Raw genomic sequence first — 16199 nt, forward strand, 5'->3', positions numbered from 1 at the left:
AGTTATATCCGAATAGTCAGTCCAGGACGTCCTATCGTTTGCTCGGTTATGATTTCTCTAAATTCAGGTATCTTGCGGGTACTTGTTTGTATTTTTGTGTTTTAACGTGTTGCAAAATCTGTCGATGACGCAACAGGCCGCGGGAAAAACAGAACTCCATATATCTAAATTTGCGACATAAGACTTTTTGCCATAAACTTCTTTCTTGAACCAGTTGATTTTGGCAAACATATGAGGTGGCAGTTTTTCTAAATTTTTAGACGATTTTATATTTATCATATTTTATTTAAACTCAATTACTATATTATTTTTCTAAGAGTTGTAGTAGGCTTAAATGAAACCTTTTTCCCCGGCGGAATGAGAATTACTTCTTTGGTTCTAGGGTTTCTCCCCTGTTTGGCTTTGCGGGGCTTAGTTCTAAAAGATCCGAGACCCGAAAGAGAAATCACTCCGCCGTTTTTTAGAGTAATTTGGATTACTTTAACTAGAGCTTTTATTGCTTTATTTGAATCATTTTGCGTTAACCCTGAAACATCAGCAACCTGTTTGACGACATCAGGTTTTTTCATCAAATTAATACCTCCATTCGAAGTAAATTGTGTTTTTTTAAAAACACATTCATTTTATAATAAATTTCAATAAAAATGTCAATGACGTCGATAGCTCAAGTGCAGTAAATAAACATATTTGACAAATACGTACATCTTTCGTTATAATCTGTCAAGCTATGGTTATGGGGCTATAGCTCAGCTGGGAGAGCGCTTGCATGGCATGCAAGAGGTCAGGGGTTCAATCCCCCTTAGCTCCACATAAAAATTGAGATGTAAAAGAACTTTAGCAGAGAAGAAGTATAGAATAAAGAGCGGTTAAAATAGGTGTACAAAAAAATCCTAAAAAAATTGGTTCTACTATAGTCCGTTTAACCTTATTGGCGAACTGCGGTTCGGAGAAAATATCACCAAAAGACTCATTGACTCCGAATACATCTACAGGGTCTACGCCCTCGCAAAAAAACAACCAAAACACAGAAAAAGTCAGTCGCTTTGATGAATGGTTTGCAGAATGCGAATTACAACAAGAACGGAACAAAAACGATGGGTTCTTCAGGGCAGCAGATTGCGACAAAGATTAAGGTAGTCTGAGGTATAGCCTTAACTATTCTTGCTGCTGTAGGCTTATACAAAGGAGCAAGATTGTATTTTACAGAGCGTTCAGACGAGTATTCGGCTACCTCAAGACCGCTCTCAACAGCAATCAGCAAAAAAATGCGACAGGATATAGGAATATGCTCATTGGTTAGCTGGCTGGGCTTGGATAATATGTTTTGAGCTGTATCAAGACCGAAAGAAATCTATAACCTGTGAATTTCGGTTGGGCGATATTTAATATTCAGTATATAAATTCGCATTGATACAAATATCTATGGAAACGCTACGTGCTAGGAGTTCCTCTATCAACACGGAATGCGTAATTTTCTAGAATTACCGGGATAAATCCTCCCTTAGAAAAGGACGATACTCCTATTGATAATCACGGTGAAGGAAGAGTCATATTTTAATTGTGAATTTGATTTCCAAATATAAGGAAGATAGATGGACAGAAACAATCTATAAGGTTCTTGCGCACCATAGAAGAGACATGTAGGAAATGCTCATAGAAAGGTCAGGCGAACGTACTCCGATGAGGGACGAATATGTAAGAGAGCTGCTATGCGGCAATAAAAGATTAGCGATTTAGCGGCGAAAGCGGAATAATAAACGACCGGGAACGAAGGTTCAATCTCTCCTCCTTTAGTTCCATTTTTTGAAATATAAAAAGTGAAATAAAACAAAGGAGTTAAAAAAATGATTTACTCAGAGTATATTAATTGTGAAACTAAAGGTTATACTGATATTCTTGACATAACAGATGATATTAAAAGAGTTGTTGCTCGTTCTGGGATTACAAACGGCATAGCGACTTTGGGCGTGACAAGTTCTACTTCTGCCATCACGACTCTTGAATTTGAACCGGGACTTGTCGAGGATTTCCGCAAATCTCTTGAAGTAATTGCTCCCGTCAAAGGTGTTTACGCTCATGACGAAAAATGGCATGACGGCAACGGTTTTTCGCATATACGTTCTTCATTAATAGGTACGTCTAAAACCATACCGATTGTGTCAAAATCCTTAATGACAGGAACTTGGCAGCAAATAATTTTGGTAGATTTTGATAACAGGCCTCGAAGCAGAAAAGTGTTCGTTCAGGTTTTTGGAGAATGAGTAAATGACTTTGAAGGTTATCGCGGGCGCGTCTCGCGGAAGAAGGATAAAAACTCTGCCGCGTGATGACTTATCCATACGCCCTATGCTTGGCAGAATGAAGAAATCGATTTTTGATATAATACAGTTTAAAGTTTCATCTTCTGTTTTTATTGATTTATTTGCAGGAGTGGGTTCAGTCGGAATTGAAGCTCTTTCTCGCGGTGCGAAAAAAGTGGTATTTGCAGAGTTAAGCGAAGTTTCTCTGTCGCTTATTAAATACAACGTAAACATGCTCGGATTCAATGACAGGGCAAAAATCGTCAAATGCGACGTAATAAAAGATTTTGCCGTTTTGCGGGATAAGTATGACATAGTTTTTATGGGTCCTCCTTACAAAGACGGAAATAAAAAAACTCTTGCGCTTACATATCCTGCTTTGAAAAATGCGATGAAATACGATATTTTAAAAGACGACTCCGTTCTCATAGCACAGAAACATATAAAAGAACCTGTCGGAAATATTACGGGACTTGAATGTTTTAGGGTAGAGAAATACGGCGACACTGTTATTTCTTTTTACAGAAGGGCAAGGTTAGGAAACATAGGAAATGAGAGAGGATTTTAAAATAAGTTATTCGAGGGTAAATGCGTATTTGTTTTGCCCGTATAAATACAAACTTATATATTTAGATAATTTTCATATTCCGGTTAATGCGAATGTTACTTTTGGGCATATTATTCATAAAGCGCTTGAACAATTTCACAGCGGCAAAGAACAATCTTATAATGTGTTGTTTGAGTGTTATGATGACGCTTGGAAAAATGATGGATTTACTGATCCACAGCAGATATTTGAATATTATGAATGCGGCAAACGAATGCTCGTAAATTATTATAAATCTTTCAGCAAATCGGACGCGGAAGTTTTATACGTTGAAAGAGCGTTTGATGCCAATATAGGAAGATACAAGTTTATAGGTATTATTGACAGAATTGATAGATATCCTGACGGCAAGTATGAAATTATGGATTATAAAACCCATGTAAAGGTATGGGAGCAGGAAAGAGTGGACAGAGATTTACAGTTAAGTTTTTACGCGTATGCTTGCAAAAATATTTTTGGTTTTAATCCTGACGAGATATCGATTTACTTCTTGTCGGAAAATAGAAAAATTTATACGAAAAGATCTAAAAGCGAAATAGCTGACGCGATAAATCTCGCGATATTAACCGCAGAAAATATAACGGCGGAAAAGTTTAATCCTGACGTTTCGAAATGTCAATTATGCGATTTTAAGTTGAAATGCAAATTTTCAGTTTATAAAGAAGCATGCGCCGAATTGTGTCCAGCATGATTTATGTGCGTGGCAGGACTGCAGGAAACTCAAAATATTGAGCAGGTAAAATACATGAAGACGTTAATGGTAGTGAAGTTCGGCGGAAGTTTAACCAAAAGTCCGTTGGCGCAGAGTAAATTTCTTGAAGAACTAGCTTTAATTTCACGAAAACAAAATATTATTTTAGTTCATGGCGGTGGACCCGAAATAAATGCGCTTCTTGAGAAATTTGCGATGGAAAGTAAATTTGTGGACGGTTTAAGATTTACCGACGCGGATACGTTAGGCGTTGTTGAAATGGCTTTGAGTGGTAAAGTAAACAGAGTTTTAACCACAGGGCTTATAAAAAACGGCGCAAATGCTGTCGGAATATCCGGGAAAGATGGAAAAAGCGTAGTATGCAGGCAAGTTGAACGACTTGGTTTTGTCGGTGAGCCGGTTAAAATAAACAGAAAACTTATAGACATTTTAATAAAAGCTGGATTTCTGCCGGTTATAGCTTCTATTGCCGCTGATGCTGAAGGCAATGTCGTAAATGTCAACGCTGACACTTTAGCCGCTTCAATAGCAGCGGCTTTTAAAGCGCAGAAACTTATATTTTTGACGGATGTTGCCGGGGTGCTTGATAAAAATAAAAATACAATTAAAGAAATTAAAATTGAAGAAATAAACTCTTTAATAAAAGACGAAACAATAACAGGCGGAATGATACCGAAGATTAGAGGCTGCGCCGAATCCGTTAAAAAAGGCGTAAAAGAAGTTTGGATAGCGGAAGGGATAAGCGGGATACAAAAAATAAATGGAACAGTAATAAAAAAGAGAGATAGGTAGAGAAAGTTTGAGGTAAATATATGTCAAGTCGATTGTATTGAACAGTGTATTGATGATGGAATGGTCGCGATTCTATTATAAAAAAAAGAGAACGGATTGATAAAAAGAAGTTGGCTGCAGTACAAAAACCTATGGGAACAATGAAATCAATAGAATTGTGTATTTTGTGGATACTAGCTTAATAATAGAAAATAAAAGTCTATTATAAAAAAGAATTCTTTATCTTGAGAATTCTGAAATTGAGTCGCAAATATTTTATGGTATAAAATAGTTAAGCACTTAAAAGACTGTGAAGTTAATATCTCCGATTTGTTTAAAACGAATTTTGATTTAATATCAAAAATTATTGTATTTAGAAGACTTTTATCAAATAGCAAAATGAAATGCCATTGATTTTCTTTCATAAAGATAAGATTTTGAAATTGCTTCTGAAATATTTAAAAAAATCTCTGATTATTTAAGTTATCAGAATTATTAAAAAAGAGGTTAATATGGATATAAAACAAATTGAAGATAATTATTTTATGCATACATATAAGCGTATTAACTTAGTTGTGAAAAAAGCTAAAAACCGGTTTATATGGGATAGAAACGGTAAAAAATATCTTGACTTTTTTGCTGGTATAAGCGTATGTAACGTCGGACATTGCAATGAAGCCGTCATAAAGGCAGTAAAAAAACAGTTGGACAGTTTTGCGCATGTTTCAAATTTATATTATGCGCTGCCACAGATTAAATTAGGCGAGGAGCTTGTTAAGAGAATATTTCCCGTGAGCGGAAGAGTTTTTCTTTCAAATTCCGGAGCGGAAGCGAACGAATGCGCGATAAAGATTGCAAAGAAATGGGGTTTTTTGAATCCTTCAAAAAAGGGAAACAGATATGAAATAATTTGCTTCACAAATTCATTTCACGGAAGGACGCTCACTACGCTTTCCGCAACAGGTCAGGAGAAATTTCATGAGTTTTTTAAACCGTTATGTGATGGATTTGTTTTTGCTGAAATCAATAATATAGATTCGGTAAAAAAACTTTTAAATGATAGAACCGTTGCCGTAATGATAGAACCTATACAGGGCGAAGGGGGGATAATTCCCTCCGATAAGGTATTTTTAAAAGACTTGAGGGCATTTTGTGATGAGAATAATCTTCTTTTGATTTTTGACGAGATACAATGTGGCGTGGGTCGTACAGGAAAATTTTATGCTTTTGAAAATTACGATGTTAAACCGGATATTGTCACTTTGGCAAAATCTTTGGCTAACGGACTGCCTTTAGGAGCTACCATCGCTGGAGAAAAGTGCGCTGAAGCGTTTTCATACGGAGAACATGGTTCTACTTTCGGAGGAAATCCTGTATCATGTGCTGCGGCTCTTGCGGTGTTAAAAATTATCAATTCAAAGTTCTTGAGAACTTCTTCAAAAACTGCGGAATATCTCCGTGTAAAACTTGAAGATTTAAAAGAGAAGTATTCAGTTATAGAATGTATCAGGGGACTTGGTTTAATGATTGGCATATGTCTTAAAGTAAGCGGCAAAGATATTGTAAGTTATTGTATGGATAGAGGTTTGATTATAAATTGTACTCAAGAGACAGTATTAAGATTGTTACCGCCGCTTACAATTACGAAAAAAGATGTAGATTTTGCTGTGAAAATTTTGGAGGAGGCATTAAAATGGAAGTTAACAAAGTAAGCAGTAAACCCATAGGTAAAGATGCGGTTAAAAAAGTAGTTGTAGCTTATTCTGGCGGACTTGATACGTCTATCATTTTATCATGGATAAAAGAGAATTACGGATGCGAAGTTGTGGCGTGTTGTGTCGACGTGGGGCAGGGGAAAGAACTTGAAGGATTAGACGAAAAAGCAAAAAAAACCGGTGCTTCAAAATCATATATAATTGATGCGAAAGAGGAGTTTGTCACGGATTATATTTATCCCGCGATAAAAGCGAACGCTTTATACGAAGATAGATATTATTTAGGGACGGCGCTTGCAAGACCGATAATTGCCGACAAAATTGCAGGTATTGTAAAAAAAGAAAAAGCCGATGCTGTTTGCCATGGCGCAACGGGCAAAGGAAACGATCAGGTGCGGTTTGAACTTGCTTTTAAATCTTTAATCCCAAATATAAAAATTATAGCTCCTTGGAGGGAATGGGATATAAAGTCGAGAGAAGACGCTATTGATTATGCTAAAAAAAGGAACATTCCTATCCCTGTAACAAAAGCAAAACCGTATTCTTCAGATGCAAATTTATGGCATATTTCTTATGAGGGCGGTGTTTTAGAAGACCTTGATAATGAATATGATGAGTCAATGTTTAAAATGACTGTTTCTCCTGAGAAAGCTCCGAATAAACCCACATATCTTACTATAGTATTTGAGCAGGGTATCCCTGTTTCTATAGATGGCAATAAGTTTTCGCCAGTGGAATTGATTACAAAACTAAATAAAATTGCAGGTGCAAACAGCATAGGAAGAACTGATATAGTTGAAAATAGACTTGTCGGTATGAAGTCAAGAGGTGTTTATGAATCTCCCGCGGCAGCTGTTTTATATGCAGCGCATAAAGAACTTGAATCGATTTCCGTTGATCGCGATACACTGCATTTTAAGCAATTACTTGGTCCTAAATATGCCGAAATTGCATATTACGGTTTATGGTTTTCGCCGCTCAGAGAAGCTCTTGATGCTTTTGTCGACAAGACGCAGAAATATGTTACCGGCAGTGTAAAATTGAAACTTTATAAAGGAAATATTATAACTGCTGCAAGAGAAGCAAAGCATTCTTTGTATTCAGAAAAGCTTGCAACTTTTGAGAAAGATGAGATTTATAATCATAAAGATGCCGAAGGATTTATTAATCTTTGGGGGTTGCCGACAAAAGTACAGGCTATGCTAAGAAAAAGTAAATAAAACTAATAACGACTTTTTTGTTTTCTACAAAGCGTTTACAATGTCATTGTCTTATGAAATGCGGTTAGGTATGTATTAAAAAAACAACCGGTAAAATAAATTCCGGATTATTGACACCTATAGCGATTCTTATTTTCTTTATTTTGCTTTTCCTCTTTCCTTTTTCAATGTGGATAGAGAGTGGGAAAACAAATATATGTGGTGTCATGATTTGGGATCTACTTGTATATTTTTTACTATGATTGTAAGATTGATGCAGAATATTGCTTTGGCGTTGACTCTATATTTGTTATTTTCTATTAATTATTTATGCAGTCTTTAGATTCGAGAATGCTAGCTATTCCCAATACTTTTTTGACAGTCGCAGAAATGCGTTTTCCGTCGGCTTTTCCATTTGCGCTGATTATCGCCGCTTTAATAACGCCACCAAAACTTTTATCTATAGAAGCGTCCGCAATAGCTTTAACTTTATTAAAGAGTTCTTCATCGGACATTTCAACGGGAAGATATTGTTTAATTACCGTAATTTCTCTGCTTTCTTTGTCTATTAAATCTTGTCTTGCGACTTTTTTGAAACTTTCAATGGATTCTTTACGCTTTTTTACTTCGCTTCTCAATACTTTTACAACTTCTTCGTTATTGATTTTAATATTTTTCATATCGCGTATATTTATCTCGTTGAGTATGCCTCTTATGATGTTTAACTTTTCCATGTCTTTAGCTTTCATATAAGTTGTCAAGTCCGATTTAAGCCTTTTAACCATTTCATTGTCTGTCATTTTTTTCTCCGTCGTTTATATTTTGAGGAATATCATAATTTTATACGCCGATAAAAGCAAGTAATATTGTAATTTTTGAAAGAAAATTGTTGATATTTTTATTATACTAAATTCTCGTATTAGCAGAAATATTGATTGACAGAACGGGCAAAAAATGAGTATAATTGACAAAAGTTTTTGCAAAGATGGTTCGTTTGCGCTTCCTCCGCAGAGAAAATTTTTTTAGGGTTTCATATGAACGACAATAATTATATGCAAATTGCGTTGAACCTTGCAAAAAAAGGAAAAGGCAGAGTTTATCCCAATCCTTTAGTAGGCTGTGTGATTGTAAAAGATAATAAAGTTGTGGGAAAAGGGTGGCATCAACATTTCGGTGGTAATCATGCTGAGATAAATGCTCTTAGAGATGCAGGAGGAAATGCTGAAGGCGCAGACTTGTACGTTACGCTTGAACCTTGCAACAGTTATGGCAAAAAACCTCCGTGTACTCTCGCGATTGTAAAAGCCGGTATAAAGAGGGTTTATTACGCAATACCTGACAGCAATGTCTCGGGCAGCAGAGAAGTGTTGCAGAAAAATAATATTGAGGTTTATGAAGGCTTGTTAAAAAAGCAAGCTGAAGTTCTGATTAAAGATTATCTAAAGTATTTAAAAAGTAAACCTAAAGTTTCAGTTAAAGCGGCGATGACTCTAGACGGCAAAATTGCAACTTATGGATATGATTCAAAATGGATAACATCAGAAGAATCGAGAAATTTTGTACACAAAATGAGATCACGTTATGATGCAGTTCTTGTAGGCACGAATACGGCACTTAAAGATAATCCTTTTCTTACGACGCATTCAAAAAACTTAAAAAATCCGATAAGAGTTGTTATAGATTCGAAATTAAAGCTTCCGGAGTCTCATCATTTGTTTGATGTATGTGTTCCGACAATTGTTATTTATGATTCGAATGTCAAAAGTATACCGGAACATTTGAAAAAAGAAGGAATAATTCTATCTCCTATTGATATTGATGCTGCAAGAAAAGATTTTAATGTGGTAGTAAAAAAGCTAAATTATCTTTCGCTAAAAAGAATTTTAATAGAAGGCGGTAGCGAAATAATTGCTTCGGCTTTATTTTCAAACGCAGTGAATGACATATATTTTTTTATTGCTCCAAAGATAGCTGGTGGCAAAACTGCGATTTCTGTTGTAGGTGGCGCGGGAGTGAAAAAAATATCGGAATCGTTGCCTGTAAAAAATATGAAAGTAAAAAAAGTAGGCTTTGATTTGCTTGTAACAGGACGAATTAAATGATGTTTTACGTGTAGTTCTGGAAGACCCGAACGGTAATGTTAAAGAGCTTTTAAGAGATTTTGGGAAAATAAACTTTTGATTGCTTCATTTCCTCAAAATAGCAAATCTGAAGGAATAGCAGATGTTTACAGGTTTAATTGAAGATATAGGTACAGTCAAAAGTGTTTTAGATTCTAAGATTGAAATTAGAACAAAGCTCGACGATATTACAAAAGGTGACAGTATCTCAGTCAATGGAGTATGTTTGACTGCAGTCTTTGTAAATAAAGACGGTTTTGTTGCTGATTACAGTCCCAATACTGATAGGATTACGTCGCTTTCAAAATTAAAACAGAATTCAAAAGTCAATTTAGAACGCGCTATAAAATTGTCTTCGCGGTTTGGTGGACATATAGTAAGCGGGCATGTTGACGGTACCGCTGAAATAGAAAAAATAGAGAAGCTTGGACATTTTTTTAGAGTTATATTTTCTTGCGGAGAAAATATATCCGCATACTGCGTTGACAAGGGTTCTGTTGCGGTTGATGGCATAAGTTTAACGCTTTCATCTGTGTCAACTTTAGGATTTGAAATTTTTATTATACCTGAGACTTTTAATAATACAATTATGCGGTTTAAAAAAGAAGGGAGTAAAGTAAATATTGAGACTGATATTCTTGCTAAATACGTAAAAAAGTTTGTGAGTAAAAGAGCAGATAATATTTCGCTTGAAATGTTAAAAGAAAATGGTTTTTTTTAACGCGGATGCATTGTATATGCAAATGGAGTTTATATGAAGAGCAAAATTTTTACGTCGGTAGAAGATGCGATTAGAGACATTAAAGCGGGGAAAATGGTTATTGTTGTTGATGATCCCGGCAGAGAAAATGAAGGAGATTTGGTTTGTGCTGCTGAAAAAACTTCTCCTGAAATTATAAATTTTATGGCAAAGTATGCAAGAGGTCTTGTTTGCGTTCCGATGGAACATGAAAGGCTTGAAGAGCTTGAAATAAAAAATATGGTTGAAAAGCCGACAGAAAAAAAAGGTTGTTCTTTCACGGTGTCTGTCGACTATAAAATAGGTACTACAACGGGCATATCGGCTTATGATAGATCTATTACTGTCAGGAAGCTTATTGATAAAACTACAAAGCCTGAAGATTTTACGAGACCTGGTCACACATTTCCTTTGAGATATAGGGAAGGTGGTGTTTTAGTCAGGACGGGGCATACGGAAGCGGCTGTTGATTTAGTCAAACTTGCGGGATTTTATCCTGCTGGAGTTATATGTGAAATAATGAATGGCGATGGAACAATGGCGAGAATGCCTGATTTGATAGAGTTTGCAAAGAAGCACGATTTGAAGATTATAACAATAGAAGAGCTTGTAAATTATAGGCGTCGGACTGAAAAACTTGTCAACGAACTTGTAAGCGTTGATTTGCCTACAAGATACGGATACTTTAAACTTATTTTATTTGAAGATACGATAACGAAAGATTTTCACCTTGCGATTGTAAAGGGCAGTGTAAAAGGCGAGCAGGACGTTTTAGTAAGACTTCATTCGTCATGTGAAACGGGAGATATATTTCACTCTTTAAGGTGCGACTGCGGTGAGCAGCTTAAAACGGCTTTAAAAACCATTGAAAAAGCGGGGCAAGGCGTGGTTTTGTATATGCATCAGGAAGGCAGAGGAATAGGACTTGTAAATAAACTTAAAGCTTATAGTTTACAGGAAAAAGGCATGGACACTGTAGAAGCTAATGAAGCGCTTGGGTTTAAGCCGGATTTAAGAGATTATGGAATAGCTGCTCAGATGTTATCTGAACTCGATATAAAGAGTATTAATCTTATGACTAATAATCCCAGAAAGGTAGAAGAACTTGAAGGATACGGTTTAAAAGTTGCAAAAAGGGTCCCGGTGGAGATTAATCCTACGGAGTTTAATAAAGGATATTTAAAAACTAAAAAAGAGAAGATGGGGCATATATTAGAGACAGTTTAAATATTTTATTATGGAACGTACTGCTGTCTTTAGGAGTTGTGAATGGGGAGATAATTGTAAAATCAACGATAATTTCGCATTTGTCGTTATAAAATTGCGGTATTCTGTATTTTTAAGGAAGTCAATCGTTATACTTGCTTTGTTGTTTATAATGGCAAACATAAATGAAAAGATAGAGAGGATAGAATGAATATTGTTGGCGGGCAGTTAAATGCACACGGGAAAAAATTTGCAATAGTGGTATCGAGGTTTAATGAATTTATAACAAATAAACTTATAAGCGGCGCGGAGGATATTCTTAAAAGACATTCAGTTGCAGATGAAGATATTTCTGTTTATTGGGTTCCAGGAGCTTTTGAAATTCCCGCAGTCGCAAAAAAAATTGCAGAAAACAAAAAAGTTGATGGAATAATCTGCCTTGGTTGCGTTATAAGAGGAGCTACTCCGCATTTTGATTATGTCTCATCCGAAGTTTCAAAAGGCGTTGCTTCTGTATCGCTTCAGAGTGAGGTTCCGGTGATTTTTGGCGTGTTGACAACGGATTCCATAGAACAGGCCATTGAAAGAGCCGGCACTAAAGCGGGAAACAAAGGGTCTGATGCAGCGATGAGCGCAATAGAAATGGTAAATTTATATTCTGTAATTTGACAAAAAAGCATTTTTATGTTATCTTTCAAAGATTATTAATTATTAAAATTATCCATTATTCATAGTAATTTAGTTCAATTCTGCAATCTGTTATTAGTTTTAATAATTCCTTTTATGTCATGTGATGGGCCCGTAGCTCAGCTGGTAGAGCACCTCACTTTTAATGAGGTTGTCGTGCGTTCGAATCGCACCGGGCTCATTTTTTGCTCCCATCGTCTAGGGGTCTAGGACACAGGATTTTCAATCCTGCGACACGAGTTCAAATCTCGTTGGGAGCGCTTGTTTTTAAGACATGTCACAACGAATATCGGATCATTTAGACCTTGTTTTTTTCAAGAGTTTAATGTTATTTTGTTTTATGGAAGGTAATCATGTCAACATTAGTTGTTTTAGGAACGCAGTGGGGAGATGAAGGTAAGGGAAAAGTCGTCCATTATCTTGCAAAGCAGGCGGATTATATTGTTCGTTATCAGGGCGGAAATAATGCAGGTCATACCTTAATTTATGAAAATAAGCCTTTTATTCTTCATTTAATACCATCAGGGATACTCTTTCCCGAAAAATATTGCTTGATTACAAACGGTGTTGTAGTGGATCCTAAAGCTTTAAAAGAAGAAATCGCCATATTAAATGATAATCATATCCCCGTTGGAGAAAGATTTTTTATAAGCGAGCAAGCTCATATTATACTTCCTTATCATAAGATTATTGATGGAATTCTCGAAGATGAAAATGTTAAAATAGGCACCACAAGAAGAGGGATAGGACCCGCGTATGCGGATAAAGTAAAGAGGATAGGGATAAGAGTTATTGACTATTTAGAAGAAGACGTTTTTAAAGATTTACTTGAGAAAAATTTTATTGAAAAATTGCCTATATTAAAAAATAGCGGAGTGAATATTGCGGGTTTAAAAGAGGAAATATTGAAAGAGCGTGAAGAGCTTTCAAAGTTTCTTGAACCTTTTGTTGCAGATACAAGCGTTATGCTTGAAAGTGCGATAGAGAGAAATAAAAAAATACTTTTTGAAAGCGCTCAAGGCACCCTGCTTGATTTGGATTTCGGAACTTATCCTTTTGTAACATCGTCTAACCCTATAGCCGGCGGCGTATGTTCCGGTGCGGGCGTCGGTCCTACAAAAATAGATAATGTTTTAGGAGTTGTAAAGGCTTATACTACAAGAGTCGGTGAGGGACCTTTTACTGTGGAGCTTTTTGATGAAATGGGAGAATTTTTAAGAGAAAACGGTGGTGAATACGGAGCGACAACCGGAAGACCCCGCCGTTGCGGATGGTTTGATGCAGTTGTCGTAAGACACAGCGTAAGAGTGAACGGCATAAAGCATTTAATTCTTACAAAGCTTGACTGTGTGGAAGCTATAGATAAAATTAAGATATGCGTTGCATACAAATATAAAGGTAAGATATACAGAGAATTTCCTGCCTCAAGGACAGTTCAAAAATATGCTGAACCAGTTTATGAAGAAATGCCGGGATTCAACGGGAAAGTTAAAGGCGTTACTGATTTTGAAAAACTGCCTATCAATGCGCGAAAATATGTTAAGCGTTTGGAACAGCTTGTCGGTGCCCCGATAGATTTAATTTCTCTTGGAAGGAAAAGAGAAGAAACTATAGAGGTAAGAGAAGGCGTAAAATGGTTTTAATTGCTGTATTGTTTTTCCACCACTTGGCTTTGTTGTAGATAAATCAGTTTATTCATATGTTTTTGTCAATGGATGTAATATTTTACTATAAAGATATGAAAGTAAAACTTTTAAATTTTACTCGTAATCCGGAAAAAATATGCGCTGTAGCCGCAAGATTATGTTATAGCTCTAAAAGCATTGATGAAAACTTCAAGAATTTTAAAAAAGAGAAAAGCAAAGAACTTCTTGATAAGATTATTTTTTCAGGTCATCATTCTGTTTTGGAACATTCTTCCTTCACTTTTGGAATTGAAGGTGTTTCGCGTGCTTTGCTCGCGCAGTTTACAAGACACAGAATAGCCTCTTTTTCCGTGCAGAGCCAGAGGTATGTAAAATTTGAGAACGACATTAAATTTGTGTGTCCTAAGACAATAAAAGAAAACGCCCTCCTGCGAAAAAAATATAATGATTTTAAGAATAATGTTAAAGAATTGTATAAAGAATTTTTAGATGCAGGTGTTCCCGCGGAAGATGCTAGATGTATTTTACCTAATGCTTCAACTACAAAAATTATAGTTACGATGAATGCAAGAGAATTGAGACACTTTTTCTCATTGAGATGCTGTAACAGAGCGCAAGGTGAAATGAATGATATGGCGCGTCGTATGTTAAAACTTGTCAAAAAAAAAGCAGAGCTGTTATTTTCTAATGCGGGACCTAGTTGCTTAAGAGAAGGTTGTCATGAGGCTTTTCCATGCGGTAAGCCGTGGAAAAAACGTTAAATTTTATTGTTCACTTTTAACTTGATTCAATTTCTTCTTGGACAAACAGATAACGGCAAGCGCTAAGTTAAATTCCAAATCAAGTTTTTCGGCATTGCGAATCTGAATCTGAATCTGAATCTGAATCTGAATCTGAATAGTAATGTATTTCCTGGAGTGATATAGTGTATGAGGTGTTTGATTTCCTAATATCTTTAGCAAGTATTCTTTTCTTTGCAAAAGTTTTTGGGGAAATTGCTTTGAGACTTGGACAAAGCGCTATAATTGGCGAGCTTTTAGCGGGGATTTTTATAGGACCTGGCGTTTTAGGAATTGTGCATGAAACATCTGTTTTGTCAAACATGTCTGAACTTGGCGTAATAATTCTCCTTTTTGAAGTCGGACTTTCAACCAATATAAAAGAATTTTTAAAAGCAAGCGGATGGGCGATGGCCGTAGCGTTTATTGGCGTAATAGTTCCTTACTTTTTAGGATATTTTGTATTTTTACGCTTCGGACTTACAAATATACAGGCAATTTTTGCCGGTGCCGTTCTTACGGCGACTTCTGTAGGTATTACAATAAGAGTGTTCATGGATTTAAAACATCTCGAAGCTGAAGAGGCAAAGATAGTTCTTGGCGCTGCAGTTATTGACGATGTTATAGGACTTACAATGCTTGCCGTTGTTTTGAGACTTGTTACGGGAGGAGCCGTCAGTTTTGGGACTGTTGTACGTATAAGCGGAACCGCAATACTGTTTTTGTCGTTATCTACTGCTGTGGGTTTGCTTATAGTACCTACGGTTTTTAATTTTGTTTCAAAAATGAAGCAGGCTCATATAGTATTTGTTATGGGTGTTGTTTTGTGTTTTGTTTTATCGGCATTCTCAATTAAAATTGAGCTTGCTCCTATGGTAGGCTCGTTTGTTGCTGGACTTATTCTTTCAACTATAAAACAAAGCGAAGAAATAAAGAGAGGCATAAAACCGATTTATGCGATTTTTGTGCCTGTATTTTTTGTTGTAATGGGTACTAAAGTAGATATAAGCACATTTAATCCTTTTGTTGCTGCGAACAGAGAAATTTTAATTTTAACGGGAGTACTTTTTGTTGTTGCTTTTGTAGGTAAGGCAGTTGCTGGTTTTGCCGTATTAAAAAAAGGAATAAATAAATTTTTAATAGGCGTTTCAATGGTGCCTCGCGGTGAGGTAGGATTAATATTTTCAGAAATTGGTTTGAAAAATAATGTTTTTGGAACGCGAGATTACAGTGCTTTAGTTGCAGTTATGATGCTTACGACTTTTATTACTCCGATAATATTAAAGCATCTTATATCAAAACAGAAAAAAAGTAGCTCGATATAATAGAAATAATAGAAATTGTTAAAAAGTAATATCGATACTTCTAAATAATTTCGGCTATTTCAGGCAATACTTGCTATTTCCATCACTGTTTACAGGCAAAAATTTTGTGCGGCACATCAACACACTCGCCGCCAAAAACAACATTACACAGAGTTAGATAATGCACATAGCTGGTAATTTAACGGCTTTAGCCACATTGTGACATTATAGAGTAATTGATATTATTTTGAAAAGCTGGGTGGTTTGTTCCATTCCTTGTAATAGTTCCGCCTGTACAAGCATTCGTCTTGAAGGTTGTTTAACGCTTTTTGAAATGGTTCGATAATTTTCCTGTCTGGACTTCGGGCGTTTGATTTTATCACCTTCTTATAAAAGAAGTGGTTTTCTCAAAAT

Annotated in this window: 16 protein-coding genes and 3 tRNA genes; 16 read left to right on the forward strand and 3 right to left on the reverse strand. The window is 35.9% G+C overall.

Annotated features, from left to right (window positions below; genetic code table 11):
* Positions 1-63 precede the first annotated feature (63 nt).
* Together LE179_RS00415 and LE179_RS00420 are read right to left on the reverse strand one after the other, a co-directional pair.
* The gene (locus LE179_RS00415) at positions 64-279 is read right to left on the reverse strand and encodes a hypothetical protein (protein ID WP_374128403.1); all 216 of its coding nucleotides are present in this window, start codon (positions 277-279) and stop codon (positions 64-66) included.
* Positions 280-299: 20 nt separating this feature from the next.
* Positions 300-569, reverse strand: a complete 270-nt coding sequence (locus LE179_RS00420) for an HU family DNA-binding protein (RefSeq protein WP_374128404.1) — start codon at positions 567-569, stop codon at positions 300-302.
* A gap of 166 nt (positions 570-735) precedes the next feature.
* On the opposite strand from LE179_RS00420, the gene LE179_RS00425 reads away from it, so the two are divergent.
* The 7 genes from LE179_RS00425 (at position 736) to LE179_RS00455 (ending at position 7325) form a co-directional block, all read left to right on the forward strand.
* Positions 736-808: transfer RNA gene (locus LE179_RS00425), tRNA-Ala, on the forward strand.
* A 1036-nt stretch (positions 809-1844) separates the two neighbouring features.
* The gene (locus tag LE179_RS00430; RefSeq protein WP_374128405.1) at positions 1845-2261 is read left to right on the forward strand and encodes a secondary thiamine-phosphate synthase enzyme YjbQ; all 417 of its coding nucleotides are present in this window, start codon (positions 1845-1847) and stop codon (positions 2259-2261) included.
* 4 nt (positions 2262-2265) lie between these two features.
* Positions 2266-2868, forward strand: coding sequence for a 16S rRNA (guanine(966)-N(2))-methyltransferase RsmD (gene rsmD, locus LE179_RS00435; protein WP_374128406.1), 603 nt, complete (start codon positions 2266-2268; stop codon positions 2866-2868).
* On the forward strand, positions 2852-3598 hold the full coding sequence (locus LE179_RS00440) for a RecB family exonuclease (protein ID WP_374128407.1): 747 nt from the start codon (positions 2852-2854) through the stop codon (positions 3596-3598). The genes rsmD and LE179_RS00440 overlap by 17 nt, the downstream gene beginning before the upstream one ends.
* A 54-nt stretch (positions 3599-3652) precedes the next feature.
* Positions 3653-4411 carry an acetylglutamate kinase gene (gene argB / locus LE179_RS00445; RefSeq protein WP_374128408.1) on the forward strand — a complete coding sequence of 253 codons (759 nt, stop codon included), beginning with the start codon at positions 3653-3655 and terminating at the stop codon, positions 4409-4411.
* A 491-nt stretch (positions 4412-4902) separates the two neighbouring features.
* Positions 4903-6102, forward strand: coding sequence for an aspartate aminotransferase family protein (locus LE179_RS00450; protein WP_374128409.1), 1200 nt, complete (start codon positions 4903-4905; stop codon positions 6100-6102).
* Positions 6084-7325 (forward strand): argininosuccinate synthase, encoded by a 1242-nt coding sequence (locus LE179_RS00455; RefSeq protein ID WP_374128410.1) that lies wholly within the window; start codon positions 6084-6086, stop codon positions 7323-7325. Before LE179_RS00450 ends, LE179_RS00455 begins: the two co-directional genes overlap by 19 nt.
* 299 nt (positions 7326-7624) lie before the next feature.
* On the opposite strand, the gene LE179_RS00460 is transcribed toward LE179_RS00455, so the two are convergent.
* Entirely contained in the window at positions 7625-8104 is a 480-nt protein-coding gene (locus LE179_RS00460) for a GatB/YqeY domain-containing protein (RefSeq protein WP_374128411.1), read from the reverse strand.
* A 234-nt stretch (positions 8105-8338) separates the two neighbouring features.
* On the opposite strand from LE179_RS00460, the gene ribD reads away from it, so the two are divergent.
* The 9 genes from ribD (at position 8339) to LE179_RS00505 (ending at position 15806) form a co-directional block, all read left to right on the forward strand.
* Positions 8339-9406, forward strand: coding sequence for a bifunctional diaminohydroxyphosphoribosylaminopyrimidine deaminase/5-amino-6-(5-phosphoribosylamino)uracil reductase RibD (ribD, locus tag LE179_RS00465; protein ID WP_374128412.1), 1068 nt, complete (start codon positions 8339-8341; stop codon positions 9404-9406).
* 121 nt (positions 9407-9527) lie between these two features.
* Complete coding sequence (locus tag LE179_RS00470; protein WP_374128413.1) at positions 9528-10145, forward strand: riboflavin synthase; 618 nt, start codon at positions 9528-9530, stop codon at positions 10143-10145.
* 33 nt (positions 10146-10178) lie between these two features.
* Positions 10179-11390 carry a bifunctional 3,4-dihydroxy-2-butanone-4-phosphate synthase/GTP cyclohydrolase II gene (locus tag LE179_RS00475; RefSeq protein ID WP_374128414.1) on the forward strand — a complete coding sequence of 404 codons (1212 nt, stop codon included), beginning with the start codon at positions 10179-10181 and terminating at the stop codon, positions 11388-11390.
* Positions 11391-11576: 186 nt separating this feature from the next.
* Positions 11577-12038: a 6,7-dimethyl-8-ribityllumazine synthase gene (gene ribE, locus LE179_RS00480; protein WP_374128415.1), complete on the forward strand. Its 462-nt coding sequence runs from the start codon at positions 11577-11579 to the stop codon at positions 12036-12038.
* Positions 12039-12164: 126 nt separating this feature from the next.
* Positions 12165-12237, forward strand: a tRNA-Lys gene (locus tag LE179_RS00485).
* A gap of 6 nt (positions 12238-12243) precedes the next feature.
* Positions 12244-12316, forward strand: a tRNA-Glu gene (locus tag LE179_RS00490).
* A 93-nt stretch (positions 12317-12409) separates the two neighbouring features.
* On the forward strand, positions 12410-13699 hold the full coding sequence (locus LE179_RS00495) for an adenylosuccinate synthase (protein WP_374128416.1): 1290 nt from the start codon (positions 12410-12412) through the stop codon (positions 13697-13699).
* A gap of 68 nt (positions 13700-13767) precedes the next feature.
* Entirely contained in the window at positions 13768-14463 is a 696-nt protein-coding gene (gene thyX, locus LE179_RS00500) for an FAD-dependent thymidylate synthase (protein ID WP_374128417.1), read from the forward strand.
* A gap of 173 nt (positions 14464-14636) precedes the next feature.
* On the forward strand, positions 14637-15806 hold the full coding sequence (locus tag LE179_RS00505; protein WP_374128418.1) for a cation:proton antiporter: 1170 nt from the start codon (positions 14637-14639) through the stop codon (positions 15804-15806).
* Positions 15807-16199 lie beyond the last annotated feature (393 nt).

This window comes from Candidatus Endomicrobiellum agilis (genome assembly GCF_020328115.1).
GTDB classification, from domain to species: domain Bacteria; phylum Elusimicrobiota; class Endomicrobiia; order Endomicrobiales; family Endomicrobiaceae; genus Endomicrobiellum; species Endomicrobiellum agilis.